The organism is bacterium, assembly GCA_036524115.1.
Classification (GTDB): domain Bacteria; phylum JAUVQV01; class JAUVQV01; order JAUVQV01; family DATDCY01; genus DATDCY01.
On sequence record DATDCY010000076.1, the window covers coordinates 1 to 8,697 of the forward strand.

At 73.4% G+C, this 8,697-nt stretch carries 7 protein-coding genes; 1 reads left to right on the forward strand and 6 read right to left on the reverse strand.

The genetic code is table 11. The features are described from left to right. Window positions 1-1,530 (forward strand): LysM peptidoglycan-binding domain-containing protein (locus VI078_03590; GenBank protein HEY5998367.1); only part of this gene is annotated, 1,530 nt, incomplete at its 5' end. Window positions 1,531-2,125: 595 nt separating this feature from the next. On the opposite strand, the gene VI078_03595 is transcribed toward VI078_03590, so the two are convergent. From VI078_03595 to VI078_03620, 6 genes are all read right to left on the reverse strand, one after another. Beyond that, a complete protein-coding gene (locus tag VI078_03595; protein ID HEY5998368.1) occupies window positions 2,126-3,016 on the reverse strand; it encodes a hypothetical protein in 891 nt (296 codons plus the stop codon). Between the two features lie 115 nt (window positions 3,017-3,131). Beyond that, entirely contained in the window at window positions 3,132-4,610 is a 1,479-nt protein-coding gene (locus VI078_03600) for a hypothetical protein (protein ID HEY5998369.1), read from the reverse strand. Window positions 4,611-4,795: 185 nt separating this feature from the next. Beyond that, window positions 4,796-5,524 (reverse strand): metallophosphoesterase family protein, encoded by a 729-nt coding sequence (locus VI078_03605; protein HEY5998370.1) that lies wholly within the window; start codon window positions 5,522-5,524, stop codon window positions 4,796-4,798. Window positions 5,525-5,588: 64 nt separating this feature from the next. After that, window positions 5,589-7,472, reverse strand: a complete 1,884-nt coding sequence (locus VI078_03610; protein ID HEY5998371.1) for a right-handed parallel beta-helix repeat-containing protein — start codon at window positions 7,470-7,472, stop codon at window positions 5,589-5,591. Next, window positions 7,472-8,068: a glycine betaine ABC transporter substrate-binding protein gene (locus VI078_03615; protein HEY5998372.1), complete on the reverse strand. Its 597-nt coding sequence runs from the start codon at window positions 8,066-8,068 to the stop codon at window positions 7,472-7,474. The genes VI078_03610 and VI078_03615 overlap by 1 nt, the downstream gene beginning before the upstream one ends. A gap of 93 nt (window positions 8,069-8,161) precedes the next feature. Further along, window positions 8,162-8,697, reverse strand: a 536-nt coding sequence (locus VI078_03620; protein HEY5998373.1) for a hypothetical protein, incomplete at its 5' end; no start/stop codon positions are given.

Here is an 8,697-nt window from a genome sequence, read left to right on the forward strand (position 1 = left end):
CCGGCGAGCGGCGCCGCGTGCCCCGTGGCGGGTCCGGGGACGAACCCGTCGGGTGAACCCGCCGCGCCGGCCGCCGCCAAGGCCGAGGCCGCGCCCGAGGGCATGGAGTCGGCCCCCGTTCTGGTCGGTCCCGACGACGACAAGCTGCTGCGCGAGGTCGAGAAGCACGTCAACATCACGCCCGCCGAGCCGGCCATCAAGATCGCCGAGCCCGAGTACGACATGCCCATGGAGCTCAACGCGAAGGTCCTCGAGTACGTCGAGATCTTCCAGACCACCCGCCGGCGCAGCTTCGAGGCGGGGCTCGTCCGCTCCCGCAAGTACGAGGCGATGATGAAGCCCGCCTTCCGCGAGCTGGGCATCCCGACCGACCTGTACTACCTGGCCCTGATCGAGAGCGGCTACAACCCCAAGGCCTACTCGTCGGCGCGGGCGATGGGGGTCTGGCAGTTCATCTCCTCGACCGGCAGGCTCTACGGGCTGCGCCGGACCGACTGGCTGGACGAGCGTCGCGATCCCGAGAAGGCCACGCGCGCCGCCGCCCGCCACCTCAAGGACCTCTACGACGAGCTGGGCTCGTGGCCCCTGGCGCTCGCGGCGTACAACGCGGGCAAGGGCAGGGTCCAGCGCGAGATCGCGAAGGCCGGGACAAACGACTTCTGGGCGCTGAGCCTGCCGGGCCAGACGCGTAACTACGTCCCCGCGTTCTTCGCCGCGCTCATCATCGCCAAGGACCCCGAGCGCTACGGCTTCCAGCCGGAGTTCGAGCAGCTCGAGCCGACCGAGGTCGTCGAGGTCGGCGGCGGCACGCGGCTGTCCCTCGTCGCCGCTCTCTGCCACACGAGCGTCGACAGCATCCAGTCGCTCAACCCCGAGCTGCGCAAGGCCACGGTACCGCCGGGCGGCAAGTACGCCCTGAAGATCCCGGCCGGCAGGATCGCGGAACTCTCGGCGGGGCTCTCCCGGATCCCGGAGGGCCGGACCACGGCTGGTCTCGTCGAGTACCGCGTCGCGCCCGGCGACACGCTCTTCTCAATCGCCCAGAAGTTCGGGACGACCGTCGAGAACGTGCGCGAGGCCAACCGCCTGGCGCAGTCCGAGATCCGCGCCGGCCAGCAGCTCGCGATCCCGGCGCAACGGGGCGCCGAGGCGGCAATCCCGCGCACGCCGGGGCGGATCCTCGTTTCGTCCGCGGTCCCGGAGACCCACCGCGTCGAGGCCGGGGACAACCCCTGGGCGATCGCGCGCCGCTACGGCGTCACGCTCGATGACCTCCTCAGCTGGAACGGCCTCGAGGCGGGAACCGTCCTGGGCATCGGGCAGACGCTGGCGCTGCGCGAGCCGACCGCCGCGGCGGCGACGTCGACGGCGCGGTCGGCGAAGGCGGCGAGGACCTACGAGGTGCGCCGCGGGGACAACCTCTGGCAGATCGCGCGCAGGTTCGACACGTCGATCGAGGAGTTGCAGCGGCTGAACAACTTCGGGGCCACGCACGAGCTGCGCCCCGGCGACCGCGTCCTTCTTCCGTGACGGACCGCTGATACGGGGTCATCTGCGGCGTTGCGGTCCTCCCGCCTCCCTGCGACGGCCACCAGGCCGTCTCAGTCGCCGGCTCGTCCCGCGCCTTGCATCTGACCCCGTCTGAGCGGTCCTCGAAGCCAGTTCGCTGATACGGGGCGAGCGCCCGGCGGGAGAGCGACGCCAGGCACTTCTTGCCGGCGGGCGCTCCCACAAGGGGGGCGCGCCGCCCCCCTTATGGCGCGGCTCTTGCCGCTGTCACCCCCCTATGACGCCCGCGCCTTGCATCTGACCCCGTCTGAGCGGTCCTCGAAGCCAGGTCGTGACGGGGACGGCGCGGCTATCGCCGCTCTGTCCCCTCCCTATCGGGATTCCCGCCTGAGCGGTTCTCTGCGCCTATTCACTAACTGGCAAGACACCCTGCCAGGGCACGCCGCTCTCGCCGTGCAGCGCGGCTTCGCCACTGTCACCTCCCAGTCCGCCTGCTCATGGGGGGGTTACAGCAGCGAAGCTGCGCCAGAGGGGGTGGAACCCCCTGTGGAAGCGCCGGCCAAGGGCGCATCCCGCCAATGCGTACCGTCCGGCGCTGCGAGGGGGCCCGGAAAGGTTACTTGCCGTAGCCGCCGCTTGCGGGAGCGGGAGCGGGCGCCGGCGAGCCGTACCCCCCCGTCGCCGGGGCGGGGGCGGGAGCGGGCGATCCGTAGCCGCCCGTCGCCGGGGCGGCCGCCGCCGCCGGCGGCTTCACTGCCATGCCCGGCGGCGTGCCGCGCGGGTTGTCCTCGGGCATCCCCGGCGGCCGCGTGATCATGACCGGCGTCTCGGTGATGAGCGAGGTCGCGTCCTTGCCCGTCGCGATCAGCTCGAGCTTCACCTTCTCCGTCTCCGAGCGGACGACGCCCAGCGGCGGGACGTCGGCGCTGATGTCCGCGGTTGCCAGGACCTTCCCCTCCTGGTCGAGCACGCGCTTGTGCATCGCGCTGAAGGTGCCGGCCGCGACGGTCACCGGCGCCGGGCCGCTCTCGTCGGTCTTGTACTCGGCCTGGCCCACCAGCACGACGCCGCTGCGGGTCTCGAACATCGACATCGCCATGCGCCGGCCCATCAGGACGAAGTCGCGCGGCATCTCCTGCGCAGGTTGATCGCCGCTCTTGAGGATCAGCCGCTGGATGTTGTCGGGGCTGTTCGGGTCGCCCTTGACGAACATCTTCACGATGTTGCGTCCTCCGGGCTCGGTGATGGCGACCTCGTACCAGTACCCGTCGCCCTCCTTGCCCACGATCGAGTTGCGCATCGTCGATTTCTTCCCGCCCTCGATCTCGGTGACCGCATACTCGGCCCAGGCGCCGACCGTCGGTGTGAACACGCCGAAGAACCGGGGCATGTCCTTCATGGGGGACCCCTGCGGCGGGGGCGGGGCCTGCGCCGCGAGCGGCGCGGCGGCCAGCAGCAGGGCCGGCAGGACCGGCAGGAACCTGGCGAAACGCTTCGACGCACGCATGCTCGTCCTCCTTCGTTCGTGAACGTCCGGGGAGACTGCCCTCGATGTTGTGATACTCCTGCCTCCCCGGGCTGTCAATGGAACCGCCGGCGCGAGCGGCGCGGCGGCCGGCGGGTCAGCGGCCCGGCTGCAGCGCGCCCAGGCGCTCGCGCGCCTCGGCATGGTCGGGCCGCACGCCCAGCACGCGCTGCCAGAACTCGGCGGCCTGCCGCCGGTCGCCGAGGCGCTCCTCGATCTGGGCCGCGCGGACGAGCGCGTGCAGGTCCCGCGGCTCGACCTCCAGCGCCGCCAGGTAATACGGGAGGGCGCGATCGAACTCCCAGCCCATGAACAACGCGTCGCCCTGGACGATGCTCGAGCGATAGCGCTCGTCCTGCTCGCGCTTCCTGCGGATGCTCGGCGCCTCCTCCTCGATCGCCGGCGGTGCCTCGGCGGTCGTCTCCCCCGGGCCGGCGCTGCCGCGCGCCGCGGGGAACGGCCGGCCGGCCTGGGCGAAGACGCGCTCGACCTTGGCCGTCATGACGCCGGCTTCCTCCTCGCCGAAGCCGTCCGCGCGGTGGATGATCGTCCCGTCCTGCGTGAGCAGGAACGTCTGCGGGAGCAGGTCGAACGGGCCGAACGCGGCGGCGAGCCGGCCGCCCGCGTCCACGACGACCGGCACCGCGGGCACGGGGTTGTAGCGCCGGTAGCGCTCGAGGGCCGCGGCGAGCGCTGCCGCATCCATCCCCCCGGCGTCGACGGCCAGCGCCTCGAGGCCGACGTCCGCGCCCCGCCGCGCAAGCGAATCGAGCCAGCGGAGCGCGTCGACCGAGGTGACCGAGAAGCCGCCGAGGAAGGCCAGGACCCGCATGAGCGGCGCCTGTCCCTCCCCCCACGCCCAGCGCCCCGGGCGGCCGGCAAGGTCGGTGAACTCGACGCCCGGCGCATGATCGTTCACGCCGAGCGCCCGCGCCGCGGGGGCGGTCTTCTTCGCCGACGAGGCGGCCGCGAGCCTCGCCTCCGCCTCGCGCTCCTCGGCCTCCGTGACCCCCGCGCCGCGGAGTTCGGCCGCGAAGAACCCGCGCTCCCGGCGGAGCAACTGCTCCAGGCGGCGGGCCAGGGCGACGGCCGTCGTGTGGTCGTAGCCCTCGATGCGGTTGAGGACGACCCCGTGCGACTCCATGACGAAGGTGACCGGCACCTTCTCGACGCCGTAGGTGCGCCCGGTGCGGAACGAAGGGTCCGGGAGCACCGCGAACGACGGCTCGCCGTAGACGCCGATGTAGCGCTCCATCGCCCGGGAGACTTCCGCGGGCTGGCGACCGCGCGCGTCGACCGCCGCGACGGCGAGGCCGAAGTCGCGCGCGCGCCGGAAGACACCGTCGAGGAAGCTCAGCTCGAGCAGGCACTCGGGGCTCTGCGGATCGAAGAAGTAGGCGATGGTCGCCGCGGCGCCGCCGTCGCCCCAGACGACCTTCCGGGGCGAGCCGCCCGTGTCGTTCAACTCGATGCCCGGCGCGTAGGAACCGATGGCGGGCCCGGCGCCAGATGCCACGGCGGGCCAGGCGAGCGCGACCGCAACGCCGAGGGCCAGCGCCCCTGCCGCCGTCCTCATCGACCGCGCCCGACCGCCAACGTCTCCTCCCCGCCGCCACGTCTCGCGGCCGCGCCCGCGGCTCTCGCGGACACGGAGGATGTATGTAACACCGGAACTCGGAAAAGGCAACGTGACCGCTCGACGCGGTCGCAGGCCGGCCCGGAGTCGCCGGCCCGCACCTCCACATCGAGGCGGCGCCGGCCCTACACCCCCGAGGTCAGGCGGTCGACGAGGAAGGCGGGGATGCCCGCGGCGCGCATCTGTGCCTGCGTCCGCTCCACGGGGTAGCCGACGCGGCGAATCTCCACGCTGCCGTCGCCAACATCGTCGAACAGCGCGTACGAGGAACGCGGGTCGCGGTCGCGCGGCTGGCCGACGCTCCCCACGTTGACCAGGTAGCGCCGCCCTGCGCGGAGCGTCCAGCTGCCCGCCTTCCGCACGCTCGGCGCCGCCTCGCCCACCGCGTACACGCCGGGCCGGTGGGAGTGGCCGACGAAGCAGACGTGCTCTTCGAACGCCGCGAAGCTCTCGCCGAGGTCGGCCGCGCCGTGGATGTAGTGCCAGCGTTGGGGCTCGACCGGGGAGGCGTGCACGAAGATCTGGCCGGGCGCGCGGTGCACGTACGGCAGCGCCGCGAGGTACTCGATCTGCCACGCCGGCAGCCGCGCGGCCGTCCACTCCACGGCCCAGCGGGCGAACTCGTTGAACTCGTCGAGCGCGGCGAGCCCCGTGACCGCGGCGTCGTGGTTGCCGAACAGCGAGACCGCGGCGCGCGCCTGCACCAGCTCGACGCACGCCCCGGGGTTGGGCCCGTAGCCGACGATGTCGCCGAGCGAGAAGAGCGCGTCGGCGCCGGCGCGCTCGACATCCGCCAGCACCGCCTCCAGGGCCTCGAGGTTGCCGTGGATGTCGGACAGGACCGCGATGCGCACCGGCGCGCCAGCCTCCGTGGTTGGTTCGCGCCGACTATAGCACAGGGGCCGCCGGCCCCCGGCTTCAGGGACGCGCCGGCGCCGCGGCCAGCGGCGGGTCCGTCAGCACCGGGCCGAGCGCCGCGTCGTCGGCCGCGTCCCGGATCGCGCCGGCGGCGGGCCCGCCCGGGCCCCACCAGTTCTCCGTGGCATCGATCGGCTCGGCGGTGTTGCTCTCGATCGCAAAGCGCAGGTTGCCCTCCAGCGCGTTGCGCCGCAGCGGGTCGCGCGGGCTGTCGGTCGAGACGCCGTTGCCGGCGTTGCCGGCGATCCGGCTGCCGGTGACGCGCCCCTCGGTCCGCCGCAGCTGGATACCGGCGCCGTTGTTCGCCACGAACTCGCACGCCTCGATGCTCAGCCGGCAGTCGCTGGCGCGCAGCCCCGGCGTGTTCCCCTCGAAGCGGGTGCCGGCGACCGATCCCTCCGATTCGCGCACGTGCAGTCCCGCGAGGGCGTTGTCGAGGATGGCCGACCCGGTGAGCGAGAAGGTCGAGCGCAGAAGCTGCACGCCGAGCGTGTTGCCGGCGATCACCAGCCGCTCGAGGGCGGCGGTCGAGTCGCGGAAGCGCAGGGCGCTGCCGCTGCCGGTCACCGTGCAGTCGGCGAGGGCGACGGTCGACTCCTGGAACTGGATGGAGCGGAGGTTGTCGCGAAAGATCGCGTGGTCGACGCGAAAGCGCGAGAAGTGCCCGTGCAGGCCGCGGAAGGAGCGCTCGATGAGCACCCACGCCAGGCGGCTCTCCTCGGCGTCGGCGCCCATGATGTTGAGCGCGCCCCAGCGTCCCGGCCCCTCGCCGTCGAGCGCGGTGAAGACGATCGGGGCCTCGGGCGTCCCCTCCGCCAGGAGGCGGCCCTGGATGAAGATCTCGCTCTCGCCGAGGCCGTCGCCGTCGCTGTCGCGGAACGCGAAGCGCACGACCGTGCCGGGCGCCACGGTCAGGGTCGCCCCCGGCGCGACCATCACGGTGCCGTCGACGAGGACCTCGCCTTCCCAGCGGGCGTCCTCGCCGATGAACTGCTCACCGCGGTAGACGCGGGCGGGCTCCGACCGCGGGGGCACGCGCGGCTCGAACGGCGGCGGCATCCGTCCCCAGTCCCTCGCGATGCCCGCGGCGCGCGGATCCTCGACCCGGTGCACGCGCTGCGGGTCGCCCCCGGCCGGCGGTGCGCCGGCGGCGCCCCAGAGGATGTCGGCCACGCCCCCGCGGAACGTGGACCCCTGGATGCGCGGGTGCGAGCCCGGTGCCGCGATCAGCCCCTCGTGCTCGCCGGCCGAGGCCGCGACATCCTCGAGCGCGGGGCTCGATCCGGGCCAGCAGGCGACGCCGACGTCCTCGGCGTCCACCCGGACCCGGAGCAGGCGCGGAGCGGCGCCGAGGTGGGCCGCGAGTCCCTGGCGCACCCCCGAGATCGCGACGTCAGACAGCGCGGGAGACGAGCCGATGAGCGTGAAACCGGTCTCCGCCCCCGACAGGCGGGCATGGCGGATCTCCCCCTCGCCGCCGTCGAAGATGATCCCGCCCCAGCGCTCCCCGGCGGTCTCCCCCGGGGCGGGGGGGATCTGCTCGAACGACACCGGCCGGTCCCGCTCCCCCTCCACGATCAACCGCCCGCGCACGAGCAGCTCCGTGGCGTTGTCGAGGAACTGCGGCTCGGTCTTCGTCGTGTCCGCCGGCCGCACGAGCACGCGCGTCCCGGCGAGGATGCGCAGCGTCCGCCCGCGCGGGACCAGGACGTCGTCGGCGAGGGTGACGGTCCCCGACCACACGCCGTCCTCGCGCAGCGTGCCCTGCGCGGAGGCGGGGGAGGCCGGCGGCGCGGGGGGGGGCCTGGCACCCGGCGCGGCGCAGCCGGTCGCGGTGAACGCTGCGAGGCCGAGCGTCAGGAGCGCGCGCAGCCCACGGGACATCAGATCAGGCGCTTGTCCTTGAGAAACTGCTTGGCCACGTCGCGCGCCGGCCGCTGAGCCGCATCCTGCACGAGCTTCGCGAGCGTCGCGTCGTTGATCGCCCCGGAGAGCTTGTTGACGAGGCGGCTGAGCGCGGGGAACTTCTTGAGGGTGTCCTTGCGGATCACCGGGGCGACCAGCGTCGGCGGCGTCATGCCCGCGTGCCCGGTCATCCCCCAGGGCTCGAGCCAGACCAGGTTGAACCGCTGCTCGTACTCGCGCCGCACGATCTCGCGCACGTCGGCCGCGGCCTCGCCGGCCGGGCGGCCGAGGATCTCACGCAACGCCACCCCGGGGTCCTCCAGGTAGAGGTCGACGTCGGCGGTCTGCAGCGCCGCGTGCATGGCCTTGCTGTCCGGGTAGTTCTTGGTCACGATCGTCGTGCCGGTGCGCTCGCTGACCATCCAGGTGAAGATCTCCGCGAGCACCTCCTGCTCCTTGCCCGGGAGCCGGCCCACGAAGATCGTCTTGCCGACGCAGGCCTCCGCCGGCCACCAGGAGACGAGCATGGCGACGGCGCCGATGGCCGCGATCACGGCCGCGAACGTCTTTCTCATCAAGTCCTCCGTCGATCCTGTGTTGCCACAACCACAAAACGCGCTGCTCATGATAGGCCAATCCGTCCGGTGTTGCCACCCCCGCCGGGCGCGTCAGCCGCACACCTCGGCGAGCGCGCCGGCGACCAGGAAACAGGCCGCTCCCGCGAGGAGGGTCGTCGCGAAGCCGGAAGTGGCAGCGACCAGGAGCGCCGCCGCCAGGCCGAGGACCGAGAACGCCGCCCAGACCGCCCAGCCCCAGGCGACGAGGAGGCGCTCCCCGAGCAGCGCAAGCGCGCCCGGGAACGGCGACCCGAGGAGATAGCCGAGGAAGCCCGCCGCAGCCCCGGCGACAACGAGCCGCGACCAGAGGGGTGCGCCACCGATCACGCCGGCCAGCGCGGGCACCAGAGCCGCGGCGAGCATCAGGACGACCGCAAGGACACCGCAGCGGCGGCGTTGGGCGGCCGCTGCCGCGAAGGGGCGCTGCGCCCGCGCACTCCCGACGGCGCCGGCGGCCAGGAAGACGGCAAGCGTCGCCACCGCCGGCGCCGGAGAGCCCACCACCTGGACGTGGGCGAGCAGGCCGACCCCGGCCACGGCCGTGCCGAGTCCGATGGCGCCGAAGTGGACGGCCGCGGCCAGCCGCC

Bases quoted from the DNA above. Each gene is read 5' to 3' on its own strand.
- VI078_03610 (HEY5998371.1), bottom strand. From the start codon at position 7,472: ATGTCCCGTGGGCTGCGCGCGCTCCTGACGCTCGGCCTCGCAGCGTTC.
- VI078_03600 (HEY5998369.1), bottom strand. From the start codon at position 4,610: ATGAGGACGGCGGCAGGGGCGCTGGCCCTCGGCGTTGCGGTCGCGCTC.
- VI078_03615 (HEY5998372.1), bottom strand. From the start codon at position 8,068: ATGAGAAAGACGTTCGCGGCCGTGATCGCGGCCATCGGCGCCGTCGCC.
- VI078_03595 (HEY5998368.1), bottom strand. From the start codon at position 3,016: ATGCGTGCGTCGAAGCGTTTCGCCAGGTTCCTGCCGGTCCTGCCGGCC.